Genomic DNA, 20466 nt, shown 5'->3' with positions numbered 1-20466 from the left:
TGGTCGCCGGGGCGGCAGGGGATTGCGGAAAGCTCAGCGCAGCAGCGCCGGAAAGCTCAGCGCAGCAGCGCTTCGGCGGCGCCGAAGTCCAGCGCGCCCGCGAGCGCGTCGTAGGTGCCGGTGTCGAGCAGCTCGCGGGCGGCGGCCGCGGCCCGGCCGTAGGCGGCCTGGGCCAGCGCGGGGCCGAGGCTGACCCGGCGCACACCGGCGGCGGCCAGTTCCGGCACGCTGGGCGCGCCGGGACCGGTCATCACGTTCACCGGAAGCGGCGACTTGCCCGCCAGATCGGTGAGCGTCGGCAGGTCGAGCAGGCCAGGGACGAACAGGCTGTCCGCGCCCGCCTCGGCGTAGTCGACGGCCCTGGCCAGCACGTCGTCGAAACGGTCCTCGGGTGCGCCGACACCGAACAGGTAGACGTCGGTGCGCGCGTTGATCACCAGTTCCGGCAGGTCCGCCTCGGCGGCCGCGGCGCGGGCGGCGCGCAGCCGATCGCGCTGCGCCGCGCGGTCGAACAGCGGTCCGCCGGGCGCGGTGGAATCCTCCAGATTGACGCCGACCGCGCCTGCGCCGATCACGGCGGCGACGGTGGCCGCGACGTCCTCCGGCGCGGGGCCGTAGCCGCCCTCCACGTCGGCGGTGACCGGCACGTCGACGGCCGCGACGATGCGCGCCACCTGGGCGACGGCCTCTTCCCTGGTCAGCCGCTGGCCGTCGGTGCGGCCGAGCGCCCAGGACACGGCCGCACTGGTGGTGGCGATCGCCTCGGCGCCTGCCTGCGCGATCACCGCCGCGCTGATCGGGTCCCAGGCGTTGGGCAGCACGAAAGTGCCCGTCGCGTGCAGGTTTCGAAACGCGTCGGCCCGGCTCTGCTGGTTGTCGTCGGCCACGTCGGCTCCTCCTGAGTCGTTGATCCTGATCTGTTCGAACTCGACGAACCTAACCCCGGAACCGGCCGTATTCGCCCTGCTCACGGCTACCGCGGACAAACGAACGCCAAAGCCGGACAACGTGACCGGTTCAGCGCGCGAGACCTTCCTCGAAACCGATGGCCGCGCGTAGTGGGTCGGTGTCCAGCTCGTCGGCTTGGCGTCGCAGCGCGAACCGGTCGGCCTCCTGGGCGACGAGCTGGCCGAACAACGGCGACATCACGTACCGCTCCGGATCCGGAACCCGGTGCAGCAGACCGCCGTCGATGAGGCTGTCCATCGCGTACTCGGCCGACTCGATCGAGATGTGCAGCGAGCGAGCCAAGGTCGCGGGCGCCACCTCGTCGGCGCCGCCTGCCAGCATGTGCAGCACGTGCTTGGCCAGCGGCGGACGCGACAGATAGGCGGGCAGCACCGCGTCGGCCAGGCTCACGTCGCCGATCCGCAGCCAGTTCGACACGGTCACCCCTTCGGCGAGACGCGCCGCGATCTCGGTCAGCCGCCGCCCCGGCTGCGCGGCGATCTTGCGGCCCGCGATGGTGAGCGCCAGCGGCAGTCGCCCGCAGAACTCGGCGATGCGCAGCGCCGACGCGGGCTCCGCGCCGACCCGCTCGCCGCCGATGAGCAGGCGCAGCAGATCGACCGACTCGGCCTGCGCGAGCGGGCCGAGCGCGACGCGGCGCACCCCGTCCAGACCGAGCAGCCGCGAGCGGCTGGTCACCACGATCTGGCTGTTCAGCGAGCGCGCGAGCAGCGGACGGACCTGCGGTTCGTCGCGAACGTTGTCGAGCAGCACGATGACCCGCCGTTCGGCGAGCATCGAGCGATACAGCCCGATGCGGTGCATGTCGTCGGCGGGCACCTGCTCGGGCGGTACGCCGAGCGCGCGCAGGAAACCGGCCATGACCTCCAGCGGAGCGGCTTCGTCGCCGCGGCGGGCGGCCATGTCGGCGAACAGCTGCCCGTCGGGGAACTGTTCGGCGAGCCGGTGCGCGAACCGGAGCGCGAACGCGGTCTTGCCGACGCCGACCGGCCCGCGCACGACCACCGGGACCCGCGAGTCCGCGATGCCGGCTGTGGCCGCCCGTGTGTCGTCGAATTCGGCTACTCTGCCCACGAAATCGTGCGGGCCGATGGGGAGCTGGACCGGGCGGGGCGGTCCGGAGTCGGCCGCCTCGTCCACCACGATCGGCAGCGGCTCGGTGGGCGCGCCGTCCCCGCGCGCCTCGCGCCAGCGGCGCTCCCACTCCGCGGGGTCGCCACCGCAGGCGCGCACGAACGCCAGCGCCACCGGCAGCGTCGGCAGCCGATGGCCGCCCGCGGCGTCCGACAGCACCGAGGGGGAGTAGAGGGCCGCGCTCGCCAGCTGCCGATAGGACGGATTGCCCGCCGCGGCCCGCAGTTTGCGCAGATCTCCGGCGAACGCGGCGACCGGCCCCGACCGGACATCGATCGGTTTCTCTCGTCTCCCCATCGGTGCTCCACTCCCTGAAATGCGTTGCGGCACACTTGCCCCTGTACCGCAGCCTTAGCAGCCGACAACTTCGTCGGCTCCCCCCATGACGCGCACCGCCTAGCGAGCACCGGCCTCGGCGGTTTTACCCCTGATTACGACCGCACTTCCGGGGAGCTCCGCACCGCGCGTCCGGCGAGTCCGAATTTCCCGTTCCGCGATGGTCCATCCGAAGTGTGAACGGCCAGCGTCTCTATGGCATGCAATAGGCGACGTGCCGCCTAAGCCTGAATCGTGCTGTGTGCCTTGGGTATTAACACGTGGACCGGCATCGATTGGATCAGTGCCCTTGACCGCTCAAGTTTTAGTCGAATACACTAAAACTACTTCACGAGAGGAGCGGCCCATGGGATACGGACGCTGGGACGACACCGCCTACCGGGCGGCCAAGACCTATCGCGCCAGCCGGGGGATCGACGACTTCGGCTACACCGCCGAGATGCGCGCGCAGCCTTACACGAGCTGGCGCGCGCACCCCGCGCTCGACCCGCTGGGGGTCGGCACGCGGGAATGCCGGGACTCCGACGAGCACGGGAACTCGCTGCCCATCGCGGTGTTGTTCGATGTGACCGGCTCGATGGGGCAGGTGCCGATCATCATGCAGGACAAGCTCGGCAAGCTGCACGGACTGCTGCAGCGCAAGAAGTACGCGGACGACCCGCAGATTCTGTTCGGCGCGGTCGGCGACGCCGACACCGATCGGGTGCCGCTGCAGGTCGGGCAGTTCGAATCCGACAACCGGATGGACGAGCAGTTGCGCAACATCCTGCTCGAGGGCGGCGGTGGCGGTCAGAAGTCCGAAAGCTACGAGCTGGCGGCCTATTTCCTGGCCACCCACGTCGTCACCGACGCGTGGGAGAAGCGGCGCAAGCGCGGGTACCTGTTCTTCATCGGCGACGAGCTGAACAAGCCGCGACTGGCCTCGCGGCACATCCGCGCGGTCATCGGCGACCACGTGCGCAGCGATATCGCGGTCGACTCGATCTACCGCGAGCTGGCCGAGAAGTGGCACGTGCACTACATCCTGCCGAACCAGTCCAGCTACTACGACGATCCTGAGATCGCCGAGCACTGGCGCGGGCTGCTCGGGCAGAACTTCCTGAAGCTCGACGATCCCGCCGCGGTGTGTGAACTCATCGCGCTCACCATCGGGCTCGCGGAGGGGCGGGTCGACATCGACACGGGTCTGGCGGACCTGCGCGACGTCGGGTCGGGCGCGGAAGTGGATTCGGTCGGCAAGGCGCTGGGCGCGCACGCCCGTTCCGCCATGCGTGCGCTGCCGGGCGGGTCGCGCTGAGTCGGCCGCGCCGAGTGGGGCGCGTCGCACCGTCGCGGGGTCGGTGCGGTGCGCTTCCCGGTGGTGGCACTGAAAGGAAAGGCAGGACGGGATGACCGGCTCGCATCTGATCGTGGTCGACCTCGGCTTCGGCGACGCGGGGAAGGGCGCGACGGTGGACTGGTTGTGCGCACCGGAGGCGGGCCTGGACGTGTCGGCCGTCGTCCGCTTCAACGGCGGTGCGCAAGCCGCGCACAACGTGATCGCCGACGGGCGGCACCACACATTCGCGCAGTTCGGGTCCGGCACGTTCTCCGGGGTGCCGACCTTGCTGTCGCGGCACATGCTGGTGGAACCGATCGCGCTGGCGGGGGAGGCACGGCGGCTGGACGCGCTCGGCGTCCGGGAGCCACTGTCGCTGTTGCGGATCGAGGGTGGCGCGCTGCTGACCACGCCGATCCACATCGCGGCCAACCGCGCCCGCGAGGACGCGCGCGGCGCGGCGCGGCACGGGTCGTGTGGCCGTGGCATCGGCGAAACCGCCAGGTACGCACTCGAATACGACGCACCGACGGTCGCCGACTGCCGCGCCCCCGCGGTCCTGCGCGCCAAGCTGCACGCGCTGGCCGCCCACTACGCTCCGCTGATCGCGCCGAGCGCGCACCGTTACGAGCCGATCGACGACATGGTCGACATGTACCGGGAGTTCGCGGCCGCGGTGCGCGTCGTGGACGGGACCTATCTGGCGCGGGCGGCCCGGCGCGGCCGACTCGTCTTCGAGGGCGCGCAGGGCGTGCTGCTCGACGAGTGGCGCGGATTCCACCCGCACACCACCTGGTCCACCGTCGAGCCGCGCAACGCGCGGGAAATGCTGGCGGGCATCGGTCACTCCGGTCACACCCTCGGCGTCACACGGACCTATCAGACCAGGCACGGCGCGGGCCCGCTGCCGACCCAGGACCACGGACTCGATATTCCCGAGCCGCACAACACCTTCGGCGAGTACCAGGGCGCGTTCCGCCTGGGCCACCTCGACGCGGTGCTGCTGCGTTACGCCGTCGCGGCGTGCGGCGGGATCGACGGTCTGGTGGTGAACCACCTCGACGCGGCGGGAACCGGCCGGGCCGCAACGGGTTACCGCACGCGGGCCGGTGTCGTCCGGGAGCTCCCGCTCGGGCCGTGGCGCGATCTCGACCATCAGAGCAGGCTCACCGAGTTGCTGGCCACCGCCGAGCCGCTGCTCGAAGAACTCCCCGACGACCGGCTGTCCTGGCTCGAGCGGACGCTCGGCGCACCCGTCGTCCTCGGCGCGGACGGACCCGCCCGCGCCGACCGAACCCCGCGCTCGATGGCGGCCGCCGCCTGAGGGCAGGATGGTTCGGCGTGGAGCAATCCGTTGTGTCGGTCGATGTGGTGACGCTCCGGTTCTGGCCCGAGGACGCCGGGGTCACGATCGGAATCGCGCCGCGCGGCCACGAACCGTTCACCGGTGAACTCGCGCTGCCCGGCGTGCTGCTCGGCCGCGGCGAGCGTCTCGTCGCGGCCGCCCGCCGAGCGGTGCACACCAAGCTCGGCGTCCCCGAGGCCGCGATCGGGGCCGTCGGACAGCTCGTCACCTTCGACGAACCGCATCGCGACCCGCGCGGACCCACTCTGTCCATCGCCATGTGGGCAGTGGTCGGCCCGCACGAAGGCCACGCTCGGTGGGTGCCCTTCGACGGCGCACCCGCCCTGGCGTTCGACCACAACCGCATCGTCGAAGCGTCCCGCGCGGTCCTGGCCAGGCTGCTCTGGAAAGACGGGATCTTCACCCGCGCCCTGCTCGGCGCCGAATTTCCCGCCACCCGAGCTGTCGAGCTCAGCGCCTCCCTGCTCGGCGCCCGCCCCGACCCGGCCAACCTCAACCGAACTCTCGCCGCCCTCCCCGGCCTGGAACGCACCACCGAACGCCGCCGCACCAAGTCCACCGGCCGCCCCGCCACCGTATGGGCGTTCACCGCACCGGACCACGCCACCGCCGAATAGCGCTGCGTCCGAACGGGTTACCTGCGGACGAAGTGCCCTGGTTCGGCGCGCGGGAATGGGCGGGAGCTCCCACGCTCGACGAGGCCGGGGTCGCCGTGCTCTGCGCGCGGCCGGCCACGCATTTCGCGGCCGTGTGAGCGGTGGTCAGGTGCGCGGGGCGTACATGATCACCGCGACGCCGACCAGGCAGATGGCCGCGCCGAGGTAGTCCCAGCGGTCGGGGCGGAACTTGTCGACGACCATGCCCCAGGCCAGCGAGCCCGCGACGAAGATTCCGCCGTAGGCGGCCAGGATGCGGCCGAAATGCGGATCGGGCTGGAAGGTGGCCACGAATCCGTAGGCGCCGAGGGCGAGCACGCCCGCCGCGATCCACAGCACGCCGCGGTGCTCGCGCCAGCCTTGCCACACCAGCCAGGCGCCGCCGATCTCGGCGAGCGCGGCCAGGGCGAAAAGCAGCAGGGAGCGAGCGACCGTCATGCCCGGGAACCTACCGGTCGCGCGGCGTTCGGCCGCAGTTCAGCGAGACGACTTGCGCCGGGGCGAGCGATGAAAGCTCGATGAACAGACCGGGAAAGGGCTGGCAGGTCCCGTGCCGCGGCCGTCATCGTCACGGTATGCGGAGACGGACGCTGTTGCGTGCCACGGCTCTCGTGGCGGCCTCCTCGATCCCTGGCGCGGTCACCGCCACCGCCGCCACCGCTTCGGCCAAGGTCCTGGTGATAGGGATCGACGGCGCGATGTACGCCAAGATCCACCAGGTCGGCGCGCCGAACCTACTGCGCTTGGCCGCGGCGGGCACACTGTCGCAGACCTCGCTCGTGCCGCACATCAGCCTGTCCGGCCCCTCGTGGGCGACTGCGCTGACCGGCGTCTGGGACCGCAAGCACGGCGTCACCCACAACGACTTCGATCCCGCACCGTTCGACCGCTACCCCACGGTGTTCACCCTGCTCGAGCGCGCGGGCCGCCGCACCGCCGCGGTCGCGACCTGGTCGAAGATCGCCACCATCGCGGGCAGCGGCGCGCCGCACGCCGGCCGGATCGCCGTCACCGCCCCCGTGCCGGACGATCCGGACGAGGCGAAGACCGACGCCGCCACTGCCGACGCGGCGATCGCCGCCCTCACCGGCGACGCCCCCGACTTCCTGTTCGTCCACCTCGACCAGGTGGATTTCGCCGGTCACCGGCACGGCGCGGCCTCGCGGGCCTACCTGGACGCCACCACCAGGGTGGACCGAGAGGTCGGTCGCATCGTCGCGGCCGTGGACGCGCGCGCGGGCGAAGGCTGGACCGTGCTCGTCACCACCGACCACGGCCACCTCCCCAGGGGCGGTCACGGCGGCCAGACCCGTGACGAGACCGCCACCTTCGTCATCGCCCGCGGCCCCGATTTCGACCGCGGCGTGACCGACGCCCACTACGCCCTCGTCGACATCACCCCGACCGCCCTCGATCTCCTCGGCGTACCGATACCGCGCGGTCTCGACGGCGGTTCGATGCGAGCCCGTCCCGCCACCGCCCGCGAGTGGTGACGGTCCGCTGCCGCGCCCCGGTGGTGGTGGCGGTCCGCTCCCGCGCCCCGGTGGCGGTCCGCTCCCGCGCCCCGGGGATGGTCTGCTCCCGCGCCCCGGGGATGGTCCGCTTCGCGCCCCGGGGACGGTGGGCAAATCCGTTCTCCCCCGGGCAGGTTGGGTTCGGATGATTCGGCCGCCCAGGGGGCCGCGATCGGTTCGGAAAGTCCGATCGCAGCGTTCGAAATCGGGCAGCTTCCGGACGCGGCGTCTGCGGATCGGACGATGCGCCGGGCCGGGGACTAAAGTTGTGGTCTGGGCGGTTGCAGCGGTCGGATAGGGTGGTCCGACCGCGGCGTGGAGAGGTGGTGGCATGACTCAGCATCTGGGCGAGGCGAATGTCGAGCAATCGGCGGCATCTGCCCCGCAGTCGAATGGTGCGGGGCCGGCCCCCGCAAGCCCGTCGCCCGCCCGGCCGACCCCCAACGATGTGCCCCAGCGGCAGCCCAGCGCGCCGCAGCGGCAACCGGGCACCACCGCCGCCGTTCCCACCTCCGCCTCGCGGCGGGTGCGTGCACGGCTGGCCCGCCGGATGACCGGTCAGCGTGGCATCGCCGCCGTCAAGCCGGTGCTCGAGCCACTCGCCACGGTGCACCGCGAGCTGTACCCGAAGGCGAACCTCACCCTGCTCCAGCGGGCCTTCGACGTCGCCGACGAGCGCCACGCGCACCAGTTCCGCAAGTCGGGCGATCCGTACATCACCCACCCGCTTGCCGTCGCCAACATCCTGGCCGAACTCGGCATGGACACCACCACGCTGGTCGCGGCCCTGCTGCACGACACCGTCGAGGACACCGGCTACTCGCTCGAGCAGTTGACCGCCGATTTCGGCTCCGAGGTCGCGCACCTGGTGGACGGCGTCACCAAACTGGACAAGGTCAACCTCGGCGCGGCCGCCGAGGCCGAGACGATCCGCAAGATGATCATCGCCATGGCGCGCGACCCGCGCGTGCTGGTGATCAAGGTGGCCGACCGCCTGCACAACATGCGCACCATGCGTTTCCTGCCGCCGGAGAAGCAGGCGAAGAAGGCCAAGGAAACGCTCGAGGTGATCGCCCCGCTGGCGCACCGCCTCGGCATGGCCACCGTGAAATGGGAGCTGGAGGACCTCGCCTTCGCGATCCTGCACCCCAAGAAGTACGACGAGATCGTGCGCCTCGTCGCCGATCGCGCGCCCTCGCGCGACACCTACCTGGCGAAGGTGCGCGCGGAGATCGTCAACACCCTGGCCGCCTCGCGGATCAACGCGATTGTGGAGGGCAGACCCAAGCACTACTGGTCGATCTACCAGAAGATGATCGTCAAGGGTAAGGACTTCGACGACATCCACGACCTGGTCGGCATCCGCATCCTGTGCGACGAGGTCCGTGACTGCTACGCGGCGGTCGGCGTGGTGCACTCGCTGTGGCAGCCGATGGCGGGCCGGTTCAAGGACTACATCGCCCAGCCGCGCTACGGCGTCTACCAGTCGCTGCACACCACCGTGGTCGGCCCGGACGGCAAGCCGCTGGAGGTGCAGATCCGCACCCAGGACATGCACCGCACCGCCGAGTTCGGCATCGCCGCGCACTGGCGCTACAAGGAGACCAGGGGCAAGCACTCCGGTGACGCCGCCGAGGTCGACGACATGGCCTGGATGCGCCAGCTGCTCGACTGGCAGCGCGAGGCCGCGGACCCCGCGGAGTTCCTGGAGTCGCTGCGCTTCGACCTGAAGTCGCCGGAGATCTTCGTGTTCACCCCGAAGGGCGACGTGATCACGTTGCCGCAGAAGTCGACTCCGGTCGACTTCGCGTACGCGGTGCACACCGAGGTCGGCCACCGCTGCATCGGCGCGCGCGTCAACGGACGCCTCGTCGCGCTGGAGCGTCAGCTCGAAAACGGTGAAGTGGTCGAGGTTTTCACCTCCAAGGCGCAGAACGCCGGACCCAGCAGGGACTGGCAGAACTTCGTGGTCTCCCCGCGCGCCAAGGCCAAGATCCGGCAGTGGTTCGCCAAGGAACGCCGCGAGGAGGCCCTGGAGAGCGGCAAGGAGCAGATCTCCAAGGAGGTCCGCCGCGTCGGGCTGCCGCTGCAGCGGCTGATGAGCGTGGACGCGATGACAGCCGTCGCGCACGAACTGCACTACACCGACATCTCCACCCTCTACACCGCGGTCGGCGAGCACCAGGTCTCCGCGCACCATGTCGTGCAGCGGCTCATGGCCCAGCTCGGCGGCATCGGCGACGTGGAGAACGAACTCGCCGAGCGCTCGACGCCGTCCACCACGCCGAGCCGCCAGCGCGTCACCGGCGATGCGGGCGTGCTGATTCCCGGTGCGCCGGGCACCGTGGCCAAGCTGGCCAAGTGCTGCACCCCGGTGCCGGGCGACGAGATCATGGGCTTCGTGACCCGCGGCGGCGCGGTGAGCGTGCACCGGACGGACTGCACCAACGCCGGTTCGCTGCGCGATCAGGCCGAGCGGATCATCGACGTGCAGTGGGCGCCCTCGCCCTCCTCGGTGTTCCTGGTCGCCATCCAGATCGAGGCGCTCGACCGCACCCGGTTGCTCTCGGATGTCACCAAGGTGCTCGCGGACGAGAAGGTCAACATCCTGTCCGCCTCGGTGGCCACGCACGGCGACCGGGTGGCGATCAGCAAGTTCACCTTCGAGATGGGCGATCCGAAGCATCTGGGCCACTTGCTGAACGTGGTTCGCAACGTGGAGGGCGTCTACGACGTCTACCGCGTGACCTCGGCCGCCTGATCGATTCGCCCGCCGCCGGGATGCCGGGCGAATCACCTTGTCTCCCAGCAGGTTTGCTGGCTGTCTCGAAATGTTTGCTCGGCCACGGGGCGGTTCGGCCGACCGTGTCGAGCCCAATTGTCGCCCGCCGGTAGCGGTCTCGCGGAGGTCGTCGGAAACTTGCCACGCGAAGTTCCGCGCCGCGCCGGTGTGAATGATGTATGCTTCGGCGTTTTGCGAAAAATTTTCGCTGTTGCGGCAGTAATAGCCGGAATCTGTTACGGTCTATTGCGTTTCATGGCGTTGAGGGTAACTGCGGCAACACGGGATTGATTGCGGATCGCTATGACTGATTACACGGCAAGACTCTCGGGGCTGGTGGTCGCGACCATCGTTGCCGTCGCCGTCGCGACGGCGAGCCCCGCGCTCGCCGATCCGCCGAATGCCGCAGCGCCCTCGACCGATCTGGCCCTCGACGACTGTCCTGCGCTGTACGCGTTGGGCGTTCAGGGCACGGGGGAGTCCTCTCCGGACGCCGCGCCCACCACCGACACCGGCATGCTCTCGACGGTCTTCCTGCCGTTGCTGGCCAATGCGCCGCAACCCGGGCTGGTCGATCGTGCTTACGTGCCATACGAATCCGGCTTCGGCGGCTTCGTCAACGGCGGCCCGGCCCCCTATCTCGAGTCGGTGCAAGGAGGCTTGACGCGACTACGGGACATGGCCGCGCAGGTGGCCCAGCGGTGCGCCGACACGCGGCTCGCGATCGTCGGCTACTCCCAGGGTGCGCACGTCGCCTCGGTTTTCGCGCAGGAGGTCGGGCAGGGGCGCGGGGTGGTCGCCGCCGACCGGATCGCCGCCGTCGCGCTGTTCGCCGACCCGACCCGCAATCCCGGCGCGCCGCTGTTCCCCGGCTCGCCGGGCAAACAGACGCCGGATCCCGCACCGGGCACGGCGGGCGCCGAGATCGCGGCCATCGCCGCGCTGCCGCAGACGCCCGCGGGCGGCGGCGGTATCGGCCCGCAACGGGACCAGGCGGCCGACTTCGCGGCGCTCACCGGCCGGGTGGCGAGCTTCTGTGCCGCAGGCGATCTCGCCTGCGACGCGCCGCAGGGGGCGCCGATCCTGAAGGCGGTGGCCTCGGTGGCGGGCCAGGCGAAGCTGAGCGGCGGCGACCCCATCGCCTCGCTGGTCTCCATCGCCCAAGCGCTCGCCTTCACCTCCATCAAGACCGCGACCAAGGTCGTCGACGAGGATGTGCAGGGCACCTCGCTGGCGAATCTGTCACTCTCCCCGAAGAAGTCGATCTCGCAGCGGATCGCCGACGCCTCCGATCCGCGCACGCCGCTGGATCTGAACGGCGCGCTGCGCGCCGTGCTGAAGGTCGGCTCGATCGGACTCAACGCGGTCGCCACCGTCGCGAGAGCGGTGATCGGTCCGGCCGCGATCTCCGAGCTGGCGACCGCGGGACTGTCCAATCCGGCGGCCGGTCTGCTGCTGCTCGGCGCCAAGTTGCTCGGCGCCATTCCACAATTGATCCCGCCGACGACCGTCTCGCGATTGGTCACCCAGGCGTTCGACGCGGTCGTGCAGAACATCACCGACAACAGCGAACTGCTGAACGTCACCACCTGGGTACGGTATTGGGACACCGTGCAGCGACACGGCGCGTACAGCACCGCGGCGGTGGCCGCCAACGGCGACGCGCCCACGCGCTTCGTGGCCGACTGGTTCGCCGCACTGGCCCGTGACCTGGCCGATCGCTTCGGCGCGGGCGCCGAGCCGCGGGGTGGGGCCGACAAGCCGCCCGCCGGATTCTTCGGCCACGGCACCGGCGCGTCGGCTACGCCGAATTCGTCCGGTACGGGACAATTTCCGTTCGGGACAGGAGCCGATGGCGCCTCATCCGGCGGCGCGACCTCGATTCCGCCCACCGAGCGACCCGGTGCCGCCACCAACAGCTACCCGTTCTCCACGAACTGATCGCCGAGAGGTCCGACGATGCGATACCACGTGCCTGGCTCTGCGGGATTGGGGGAATGTTGAAGTCGTACAAAAACTTGTCCCGATGGTACGACGCGCTCGAGCCCGACAATGGGTCACCCGCCCCGGCACAGCAGGACGACGCGAGCCTCGACGCGACCGAGGACGACGGACCGGCCCGGTATCCGCACTACATTCGCGAGGAAGAGGACCCGGAGGAGGCGCGCGCCCGAAACGAGGTTCCCGCGGACCTGGCGTCGCGGCGCGCCGAGTTCACCGGCGGCTGGTCGGATTGGGTCGCCGACCGCGCACCGGGGCCCGACGACGACTACGCCCCGCGCGACGGCGATCTCGTTCGCTTCCCCTGGCCCGAGGACGACGACTACGACGACGAGCCCTCGCCGCCGGTCCGTCAGTTGCCGCGCGCGCTGCGCGACCACCCCGCCTCGCGCCGGGGTCGCGTGGTCGTGGTGTTGATCGTTGCGGTGTTGTTGCTGGTTTTCGTAGCCGCGGGCGCGCTCTACCTGTTGCGGTCCTCGGGCAACCGCGCCGCCATCGCGCCGACGACCCCGCCGATGCAGTTCACCGCGGGCAGCGCTCAGGCGGGCATCACCTCGGGCTGCCCGACCGAGCGCGCCGACCGGCTGATCCGCAGCGCGGCGCCGGGCAGCACGGCCAGCGGCCCGGACGTGGTGCTGGCCTTCCAGTACGCCTACTACGTGGAGCGATCCGGCGAGCGGGCGCGGGCATTCGTCGCGCCGGACGCGAACATCTCCGCCGCCCCGACGATCCAGCGCGGGATCGACAGCGTGCCCGAGGGCACCACGCATTGCGTGCGCATCGTCACGGTGGCCGACAACATGTATTCGGTAGAGGTCACCGAGTATCGGCCGGGCGGAGCGCCGGCCACGTACAACAAGCAGACGGTCACCACCGCGGTGATCGGCGGCCGCACCCTGATCATGGGTATCGCGGCCGGATGAAGGAGAGCTGAGAACGATGGGAGAGGACTGGAGCCGCTGGCTCGACGAGGCGCCCGAGGAGGGCGCCACGCAGGGTCGTCAGGCGCGTGCGAAGGCTCCGGTGGTGCGGTTGCGGCGCGGCAAGCGGGGTGACGGCGAGGAGGACACCGGCTCCACACAGCGGCCGATTCTGGTGGTCGGCGGGTGCGGTGGCGCGGGAACCACCACGACCGCACTGGGCATCGCGGGCGAATTGGGTTCGGCCGGAACGTCGACCGTCGCGGTGGACGCCACCGCAGCGGGCAGCGATCTCGCGCTGCGCGGCGCCGACGAACACCTGCACCCGATCAGTCTGCAATCGTGGCTGTACGGGCGCGGTGACGACGAACCGGCCCCGCTGAAGGAATGTCTGTCCCGTGCCACCTCCGGCATCGGCCTGCTGTGGCGCGACGACGCCCCGCTGCGCCGCCGTGCGACCTATCTGACGGTCGCCCGCGCGGTGGAGGACGCGGGCTTCACCGCGGTCTACGACGGGGGCAGCGCGATCGCAGGACGCCAGCTGCGTCCACTGCTGGACGACGCGGATGTCGCTCTGGTGCTTGCCATTCCGGCGCGCCCGGACGCCGCGAACCGGCTGCGCGTCGCCCTGGAATGGCTCGACGACCAGTTCGGCGATTCGGCCGAGGGACAGGGCGACGGCATCGTCGGCGACACCACCATCGTGGTCTCGCACCAGCAGCCCGGCGGCGATTCGCGGGTTGCCGACCATTTGCGTGAACACCTGGCCGGTTGGGTTCGCGACATCAGGGAGATTCCCTACGACCCGCACCTCGCCCGCGGCGAACTCGTCCGGCACAGCGCGCTGGCCGCCGAGACGCGGCGTGCGTACGGGGTGCTGTTGTCGGGGGTGGCATCATGACCGCCGCCATGAAACTTCGCCGGAAACTCGATCCGCAGCCCGCTGGCGTCGTCGCGCCGCCCGAGTCCCGTCGCGCCCCGGTCTGGGACCGTCCGGTACCCGGTGTCGGACGCGCGCCGCTGGTCTGGCTGCTGGGTGTGCACGGCGGAGCCGGAGCCACTACCCTCGCGCATGTGCTTGCGCCGGCGGCGGATTCGAGCCGCCGCTGGCCCGGCGTCTTCGAGCGTGAATCCCCCTTTGTCGTGTTGGTGGCCAGAGAGACGATCGCCGGGTTGACCCGCGCGCACGATCTGCTGCGCCAGCACCACTTCGGCTTCGGCGGCCCTTCCGAGGTGCTCGGCCTGATCACCGTGGCCGCGCGCCCGGGCAGGATGCCCGCCGAGATCCGGCGCTACCGCGACGTGGTCGGCTCGCTGGCCGGTCCGCTGTGGCAGGTGCCGTGGTACGAGGAGTGGACCCTGGTCGAGCCGGAGCAGTTGCCGGTGTGGACGCCGGGCGATCCGATGCCGGAGAAGAAACGCAAGATCGATCCGCTGGCCGAGGTCCCGCTCGAGGTGCGCGAGCTGGGCGTCGACATCGTCTCCGTGGTGCGTGAGAAGCTTGACAGCACTGCGGGTTTCGACGAGGGGGAGGAATCGTGACGGAGACCGGCGCGCGCAGCAATTTCGAGAAAGGCATCCGATGAGCATGTTCCTCCTCGCCGTGCAGGACACGTACGGCACCGTGCTGGCCCAGGTGGGCAATCCGACGCCGGAGGCGCCGCCGGGATCGGAGAAGATCTTGCAGATGGTGCGCTACCTGACCTGGTTCGTGCTGCTGTCCGGTGTCTGCGGAATCATCTACGCCGGTGGCAGATTCGCCTGGGAGAAGTGGACCGGCGGTGGGCTCGAGTCTCCGAAGATGGTGGCGGGCGCGATGATCGGCGGCGTGGTCGCCACCAGTGCGGGCACCATCATGAACGCCGTCATCGGGACCTAGGACGAGCATGTCCACCGCGCGTATGTCGGCGGAGCTGCTCGCCTACAAGCAGATGCCCTCCGAGGTGCTCGAACCGCTGATGCAGCTGCTGAACTGGCTGCTCTGGTTCGTGCTGCTGGTGTGCCTGGCCTGGATGATCCTGTCCGCGGGGAGGCTGTGGATCGCCTTCCGCAGCGATCTGGCCGTCAACGACGCCACCCACGGCGTGGTGATGAGCCTGATCGGCGCGACGGTCGCCAGTACGGCCTCGGGGATCGCGTTGGCGTTCCTGCCGACGTGAGCCGCGGGACCCTGATGGAGACGGTTCGGACATGAACTGCACAGCGACGCGGTCGCATTCGGTGGCGCACTCGCAGCACGGCGCGGGGCGTCGGGGTCGCGCGGCCGGAATGGTCGGCGCGGTGTTGCTGGCGGCGGCCGTCGGCTGCGGCGGCGCGGACGAAGCCGCGGGCCCGGATCTCGCCGCGCGGCCGAGTGGGTTGCGATGGGAGCCCTATCAGGGCGTGGCGCTGCCGCGCACCGACCAGGGACCCGCGTCCGTCGCCGACGGCGCCGCAACGGGTTTCGAGCAATCGCCGCCCGGCGCCGCGGTCGCGGCCATCACCCACACCGTGCGCCTTTCGGTGGCCGCCGACAACCAGTGGTCGAAGGTGATCGCCGCCGAGGTGGTGCCGGGAGTCGCTCGGGACGAGTGGGCGGTGAGCCGGGTGCAGTTGTCCATCACCGGTCCCGCCGATCCCGAGTACGCCCCGCGCCTGCTCGGGTACAAGATCACCGACTACACCGAGCAGCGCAGCGCCGTCGATGTGTACACCGAGTACTCGGACGGCTCGAAAGCCGTGAACCACACCGTCGTCGAGTGGTTCGCCGAAGACTGGAGATTACGACTGCCCGAGCCCGAATCGACCGCACGCCCTGTCGAGGCGATCGACGTATTACCCACCGACATCGTGACATTGGAGGCGCAGAAGTGAGCGAGCGGGATTCTTACGCGCGCGATCGCGTCTCCTTCGGCGCGATCGCGTCCGCGGCGCTGCTTGCGCTCATCGTGATCGTCGGCACCGTGGTGTATCTCACGCGCGACGACGAGGCCACCGGCAGCAACGAGGCCGAGTTCGCCGCGACGACCGGAGAGGGTTTCGCGAGCCCGGAGGTCGACCTGTTCGGCAGGCGCGTGGATATTCCGAACAACCCTGCGGGGCAACCGCTTCCGCAGGATCCGACGCACCAGCGCAAGCCGTCCGACCCGGACTGGCTGACCGCATCGCCCGAGGGCACCGTCGCCCCGCGCGGCTGGCAGCGGGTGTACGGCGCGTCCGTGCCGTTCTCCACCTCCGACGGGCCGACCCGCATCGAGGACGGGCTCGCCGTCGGCTACGCGCACACCCCGCAGGGCGCGGCGCTGGCGGCCGCGCAGATCACCTACCGGATCAACGCCCGCCCCGCCGACCGTGACCTCTACGTGCGGCAGGTGCGCGTCTCGGCACAGCAGATCGCCGCCTACGACCGAGCGCTCGACGAGAACCGGCTGCCGAAACAGCAGCCGGAGAAGGTGACTCGCTACTTCGTCGCCCCCGACGCGTTCAAGGTGGAGAACTATGCCGACGACCTGGCTATCGTCCGGTTCGCCTCGCGCGGGCCCGTCGTCGACGGCAAGCAGCTGTGGGCGGCGCTGCGCCTGGTCATGGTGTGGGACGCGGGCGACTGGCGGCTCAAGCCCGCGACCAGCAACGGCGCGCAGACCGAGTACATCGAATCGCTCGAGGGGTGGACGAAATGGTGACCGGCGGCCCGGGATCCGTCCGTGAGCGCCCGCCGCTCGCGCTGCTCGGCGTCGGCGCGGGGCTGGCGGTGGCGATCGCCGTCGGCGTGACGGTGACGGCGACCAGGGACGGCGGCACGGCCGCCGACTCGACGGTGACGGGCTCCGCCTCTCAGCACGCCCCCGGCGCCGGTGCGGCAGGCCTCGTCGGCTTCGCGGGACGGGAGACCGACCTCTTCGGCAGGCCGGTGGACATCCCAGCGAACCCGGCGGGCGTTGCACTGGAACAGGTTGCGAGCCTGCCGACGCGGCCCGGCCAGCCGGACTGGCTCACCGCCGCTCCCGCGCCCGCCGAGGGTGAAGGCATCTGGCAGAAGCTGTTCGGCGGTCCGGTCGTGCGCTTCTCCGGCTCGGACGGCCCGGCGCGCATCGAGGGCAACGCCGCCGTCGGTTTCGCGCACACCCCGCGGGGCGCGGCACTGGCGGCCGAACAGATCTACTGGCGCACCAACGCCAATCCGCGCGATCGGGACCTGCTGCTGCGGCTGGTCGAAGTGACTCCGCACTACCTGGCGGAGTACGACCGGCTGGTCGCGAGCGGCAAGGTCTCCGAGCGGATTCCGGAGAAGCTCAGACCCCTGCTGTTCGCGTCGGACGCGTTCCGGATCGAAAGCTACGCAGACGATTCCGCGATCGTCCAGTTCGCGAGAAAGGCCCGGGAAACAATTGATGGCCAACCAACATGGGTGGGCATGCGCCTTGCGATCGTCTGGCGCGACGGCGATTGGAAGCTCAGACCGGTGACCGGCGAGCAGCAAGTCCAGATCGAGTCCCTGCGGAGCATCGAGGGGTGGACACGATGGTGAAAAAACTAGTGACGATCCTCGCGGTCATCTTCACCGTGATGATCGCGACGCCGACGGTGGCCTACGGCCAGACCTACGGCTTCGACGAGACCTGTAACGAGATCCACGACACCCTCGACGGTGTCGGCCTGCCCGGCATCTCGCTCGGCGACGCCGCGTCCGCGGTGTGCAAGGCGGGCAACGCCGCCTCGCATCCCGGCGACGCCGCGACGGCCGTCAAGGACAAGGCGTGGGACTCCACCTTCGGCAAGGTGGTCGATTCGCTCATGAACGGCCTCGGTGAGGCCATCATCCTGGCGCTCACGTTCTGGATGAAGGTGCCGAACGAAGCCGCGAGCGACAACGGGTCACTGTTCACCAGAATCAACGACTACACCTATCAGATCCAGATATTGCTGCTCATCGCCTCGGTCATCCTGTCGGGCGCGAGACTGGCCGAAGCCAGGCGCGGCGCGGCGGTCAGCGAGGCGGCCGAATCGTTCCGCATGTTCGCCAGGGTGGTGTTCAGCTCCTGGATGCTCGGCGCCATCATCGTGGCGGGCACCCAGGCCTCGGATCGCTTCGCCGAGTGGATCATCAACGACTCGACCAACGGCAATGCCAAGGACCTGGCCGAGTTGATGGTGAAAACCAGTAAGCTGCAAGCCTTCTCACCGGGTCTGGTGCTGATCATCGCGATCGTCGGCCTGCTCGGCGCGCTCGCGCAGATCGTGTTCGCCATCGTCAGGCAAGGTCTGCTGATCATCGCGGCAGGCGTGCTGCCGCTGGCGGCCGCCGCGTCGGGCATGAACATCGGCAAGTCGTCGTATCAGAAGCTGATCGGCTGGATCATCGCCTTCATGCTGTTCAAACCGGTGGCGGCGATCGTCTACATGATCGCGTTCACCACCGCGGGCCACGTCGACGGGCTCACCTCGACCGGCGGTCTGCCGGAAGGTGAAGAGGCACAGCGCATGCTGGTCGCGATCGTGCTGCTGTGCAGCGTGGCGTTCGTGCTGCCCGCGCTCATGCGCCTGGTCACCCCGGCCGTCGCGATCGTCGGCTCCGGCGGCTCGGGTCTGGCCTGGACCGGCGGCGCCGTGGTCGGCGCGCTGGCGCTGGGCGCGATGGGCACCAAGGCGGTCGGCGTCAAGGCCGCGGCGTCCCCCGGCTCGGCGGGCTACGTCAGCGGCAGCGGATCGGGACCGCGCCCGCCGGGCGGCGCGGGCGGCGGACGCGGCGGCGGCGCTCCACGTCCGACGCCCCCGCGCGGCGGCGGAGGCGGCGGCGGAGCGGCGGGACAACCACCGCGCGCCTCCGGACCGCAGGGCTCGGCCGGAGTACCGTCCGGGGCAGCGCGGGCGGCAGGCCGTATCGGCGCGGCGAGAGCCGCGGCGGGCAGTATGCGCAACGCCGACGATTCCATGGGTGATGTCGCAGGCGATCGTTGGGCGAACCGCTCGCCCGACCTCGGGAGGAGCACCATTCCGCGATGACGATGACCGAACCCTACGAGCGCCGTTCCTACGGCCTGTGGCAGAAGCCGCGCAGCGCAGGTCTTTTCGGCCTGCGCTGGGAAGAGACCGTGATCGGCTTCGTGGTCGTGATCACGGCGCTGATCTGCGCGATGGTCGGCGGCTTCCAATGGGGTCTCATCGTCGGCGGCGCCGGCGTGGCGGTGATGGTTCCACTGGTGTGGCGGACGGGGGGCCGCTCCGGCTATGAGACGGGATTGATGATGTTCAACTGGATGCGCTCGCGGAACAACGGCGAACACGTGTACCGGGGCGGACGGTTCTCCCGCATCCCCGGCGGCGTCACCCGGCTGCCGGGCCTGCTGGCGCCCTCGAAGCTGTACGAGGGCATCGACGCGGGCGGCTACAGCTTCGGCATGATCCACCTCCCGCAGTTCGCGCAGTACACCGTGGTGCTGCGGGCCTGGCCGCAGGGCCACGAGGCGGTGGACCAGCCGGTCATCGATCGGTGGGTCTCGGCGTGGGGCACCTTCTTGGCCTCGGTGGGTCAGACCAGCGACATCGTGGCCGTGGTTCCGGTGATCGACACCGTCCCGGAGACCGGAAACCGTTTGCTCACCGAGGTTTCCACCATCACCCGCCCCGAAGCGCCGGAACTGGCCCAGCAAGTGATGTACGAGCTGGCCACCGAGCTGCCGCAGGAGCGGGTGCAGCTGCTGCCGCGCGTCGCCATCACGTTCAAGGCCACCACCGCGGAGCGCCGCAAGAACCCGGCCGAGGAGGCCGTCGAGATCGGTCGGCGGCTGCCCGGCATCTGCGCGGCGCTGGCCGAGGCGGGCGTGCGCGCCCAGCCGATGTCGGCCGACGAGGTGATCGCCTTCATCCGGCGCAGCTACGACCCGGCCTCGCAGGCCGATCTCGAGGTCGCCGCCTCCGAACCCGAAGGGCACGGGCTGGATTGGGCCGACGCGGGACCGGTCTCGTACGACGAGAAGTGGGACCATTTCATGCACGACGGCGGCCGCTCGGTGACCTGGGAGATGGACGCCGCCCCCGAGGGCGCGGTGGACGAGCGGGTGCTGCAGCGCCTGCTCGCGCCCAATCCCGAAGTGCCGCGCAAGCGTATCGCCATCGTGTACCGGCCGCACTCGGCCGCCGACGCCGCCGAGATCGTCGACGACGACTTCAAGAACGCGCTGGTGGCCCAGCAGAGCGAACGCGGCGTCGTCTCGGCCGCCGCGACCCTGCGGGTGGGCGCCACCCAGCAGGCCCGTGAGGAACAGGCAAGGGGTCACGGTGTGACCCGCTTCGGGGCGCTGGTGACCATCACCGAGCCACTGCGCGGCGATCTGCCGCGCATCGAAGCCATTACGCGCGACCTGTCCACCCAGGCGCGCTTGAAGATCCGGCGGTGCTACCGCTACCAGGCGGCGGCCTTCGCGGCGTCGCTCGGGTGCGGGGTGATCCTGCCGGAGCACGCGACGATTCCGAAGGCATTGGCGGGGTGAG

General features: G+C 70.4%; 19 protein-coding genes. 16 read left to right on the top strand and 3 right to left on the bottom strand.

Features of this window, described 5'->3' with window-relative positions:
* Nucleotides 1-56: 56 nt before the first annotated feature.
* A complete protein-coding gene (locus ACRWNM_RS33455) occupies nt 57-887 on the bottom strand; it encodes an isocitrate lyase/PEP mutase family protein (RefSeq protein ID WP_431972166.1) in 831 nt (276 codons plus the stop codon).
* Between the two features lie 130 nt (nt 888-1017).
* A complete protein-coding gene (locus ACRWNM_RS33450; protein ID WP_431972165.1) occupies nt 1018-2400 on the bottom strand; it encodes a helix-turn-helix domain-containing protein in 1383 nt (460 codons plus the stop codon).
* Nucleotides 2401-2785: 385 nt separating this feature from the next.
* Between ACRWNM_RS33450 and ACRWNM_RS33445 the strand changes: the two genes are divergently transcribed.
* The 3 genes from ACRWNM_RS33445 (at nt 2786) to ACRWNM_RS33435 (ending at nt 5740) form a co-directional block, all read left to right on the top strand.
* Complete coding sequence (locus ACRWNM_RS33445; RefSeq protein WP_431972164.1) at nt 2786-3736, top strand: hypothetical protein; 951 nt, start codon at nt 2786-2788, stop codon at nt 3734-3736.
* Nucleotides 3737-3827: 91 nt separating this feature from the next.
* Nucleotides 3828-5081, top strand: coding sequence for an adenylosuccinate synthetase (locus ACRWNM_RS33440; RefSeq protein ID WP_431972163.1), 1254 nt, complete (start codon nt 3828-3830; stop codon nt 5079-5081).
* Between the two features lie 17 nt (nt 5082-5098).
* Nucleotides 5099-5740 carry an NUDIX hydrolase gene (locus ACRWNM_RS33435; RefSeq protein ID WP_431972162.1) on the top strand — a complete coding sequence of 214 codons (642 nt, stop codon included), beginning with the start codon at nt 5099-5101 and terminating at the stop codon, nt 5738-5740.
* 144 nt (nt 5741-5884) lie between these two features.
* On the opposite strand, the gene ACRWNM_RS33430 is transcribed toward ACRWNM_RS33435, so the two are convergent.
* On the bottom strand, nt 5885-6217 hold the full coding sequence (locus ACRWNM_RS33430) for a YnfA family protein (RefSeq protein WP_431972161.1): 333 nt from the start codon (nt 6215-6217) through the stop codon (nt 5885-5887).
* A gap of 137 nt (nt 6218-6354) precedes the next feature.
* On the opposite strand from ACRWNM_RS33430, the gene ACRWNM_RS33425 reads away from it, so the two are divergent.
* The 13 genes from ACRWNM_RS33425 to ACRWNM_RS33365 all read left to right on the top strand — a co-directional run bounded on the left by ACRWNM_RS33425 (nt 6355) and on the right by ACRWNM_RS33365 (nt 20465).
* A complete protein-coding gene (locus ACRWNM_RS33425) occupies nt 6355-7272 on the top strand; it encodes an alkaline phosphatase family protein (RefSeq protein ID WP_431972160.1) in 918 nt (305 codons plus the stop codon).
* 352 nt (nt 7273-7624) lie between these two features.
* Complete coding sequence (locus ACRWNM_RS33420; RefSeq protein ID WP_431972159.1) at nt 7625-10054, top strand: RelA/SpoT family protein; 2430 nt, start codon at nt 7625-7627, stop codon at nt 10052-10054.
* A gap of 324 nt (nt 10055-10378) precedes the next feature.
* Nucleotides 10379-12016 (top strand): cutinase family protein, encoded by a 1638-nt coding sequence (locus ACRWNM_RS33415; protein WP_431972158.1) that lies wholly within the window; start codon nt 10379-10381, stop codon nt 12014-12016.
* A gap of 77 nt (nt 12017-12093) precedes the next feature.
* A complete protein-coding gene (locus ACRWNM_RS33410; RefSeq protein WP_431972157.1) occupies nt 12094-12999 on the top strand; it encodes a hypothetical protein in 906 nt (301 codons plus the stop codon).
* Nucleotides 13000-13015: 16 nt separating this feature from the next.
* A complete protein-coding gene (locus tag ACRWNM_RS33405; RefSeq protein ID WP_431972156.1) occupies nt 13016-13897 on the top strand; it encodes a MinD/ParA family ATP-binding protein in 882 nt (293 codons plus the stop codon).
* Nucleotides 13894-14538, top strand: a complete 645-nt coding sequence (locus ACRWNM_RS33400; protein WP_431972155.1) for a hypothetical protein — start codon at nt 13894-13896, stop codon at nt 14536-14538. Before ACRWNM_RS33405 ends, ACRWNM_RS33400 begins: the two co-directional genes overlap by 4 nt.
* A gap of 40 nt (nt 14539-14578) precedes the next feature.
* Nucleotides 14579-14875: a hypothetical protein gene (locus ACRWNM_RS33395; RefSeq protein ID WP_431972154.1), complete on the top strand. Its 297-nt coding sequence runs from the start codon at nt 14579-14581 to the stop codon at nt 14873-14875.
* Nucleotides 14876-14882: 7 nt separating this feature from the next.
* Complete coding sequence (locus tag ACRWNM_RS33390; protein ID WP_068067780.1) at nt 14883-15155, top strand: hypothetical protein; 273 nt, start codon at nt 14883-14885, stop codon at nt 15153-15155.
* A 31-nt stretch (nt 15156-15186) separates the two neighbouring features.
* Nucleotides 15187-15849, top strand: a complete 663-nt coding sequence (locus ACRWNM_RS33385; protein WP_431972153.1) for a hypothetical protein — start codon at nt 15187-15189, stop codon at nt 15847-15849.
* On the top strand, nt 15846-16658 hold the full coding sequence (locus tag ACRWNM_RS33380; RefSeq protein ID WP_431972152.1) for a hypothetical protein: 813 nt from the start codon (nt 15846-15848) through the stop codon (nt 16656-16658). Before ACRWNM_RS33385 ends, ACRWNM_RS33380 begins: the two co-directional genes overlap by 4 nt.
* On the top strand, nt 16652-17503 hold the full coding sequence (locus tag ACRWNM_RS33375) for a hypothetical protein (protein ID WP_431972151.1): 852 nt from the start codon (nt 16652-16654) through the stop codon (nt 17501-17503). Before ACRWNM_RS33380 ends, ACRWNM_RS33375 begins: the two co-directional genes overlap by 7 nt.
* Nucleotides 17497-18978, top strand: a complete 1482-nt coding sequence (locus ACRWNM_RS33370) for a hypothetical protein (RefSeq protein WP_431972150.1) — start codon at nt 17497-17499, stop codon at nt 18976-18978. The genes ACRWNM_RS33375 and ACRWNM_RS33370 overlap by 7 nt, the downstream gene beginning before the upstream one ends.
* Entirely contained in the window at nt 18975-20465 is a 1491-nt protein-coding gene (locus ACRWNM_RS33365; RefSeq protein WP_431972149.1) for an SCO6880 family protein, read from the top strand. Before ACRWNM_RS33370 ends, ACRWNM_RS33365 begins: the two co-directional genes overlap by 4 nt.
* The last annotated feature ends 1 nt before the right edge of the window (nt 20466 follow it).

It is taken from the genome of Nocardia sp. bgisy134, assembly GCF_965341865.1.
In the GTDB taxonomy this organism is placed as follows: domain Bacteria; phylum Actinomycetota; class Actinomycetes; order Mycobacteriales; family Mycobacteriaceae; genus Nocardia.
Note: the sequence above shows the minus strand (reverse complement) of the source record. Positions and strands in the feature narration are given on the sequence as shown.